Origin of the sequence: Allobosea sp. ASV33, assembly GCF_016428755.1 — a bacterium.
In the GTDB taxonomy this organism is placed as follows: Bacteria; Pseudomonadota; Alphaproteobacteria; order Rhizobiales; family Beijerinckiaceae; genus Allobosea.
This window is the reverse complement of record NZ_JAELTI010000252.1, coordinates 1-320: the sequence shown is the minus strand read 5'-3', so window position 1 is coordinate 320 and position 320 is coordinate 1. Positions and strand designations below refer to the sequence as shown.

1 protein-coding gene is annotated in these 320 nt (G+C 76.6%); it reads left to right on the top strand.

Features of this window, described 5'->3' with window-relative positions:
- Window positions 1-320 (top strand): hypothetical protein (locus JHD80_RS27385; protein WP_199093755.1); only part of this gene is annotated, 320 nt, incomplete at both ends.

Genomic DNA, 320 nt, shown 5'->3' with positions numbered 1-320 from the left:
CCCCCCCCCCCCCCCCCCCCCCCCCCCCCCCCCCCCCCCCCCCCCCCCCCCCCCCCCCCCCCCCCCCCCCCCCCCCCCCCCCCCCCCCCCCCCCCCCCCCCCCCCCCCCCCCCCCCTTTTTACTGATCCGGCGACCACCGAGATCTACACCGAAGGTTAATCGTCGGCAGCGTCAGATGTGTATAAGAGACAGGGTCTCGCTCTTCGCGATCGGCGAGACGCTCTATGTCGCGAGCCGGCACGGCACGGCCCCGGCCGCCGTCAACCCGCTCTCCGGCGGGAGCTGGATGACGAAGGCCGACTGGGCGCGCTCCTGGAAA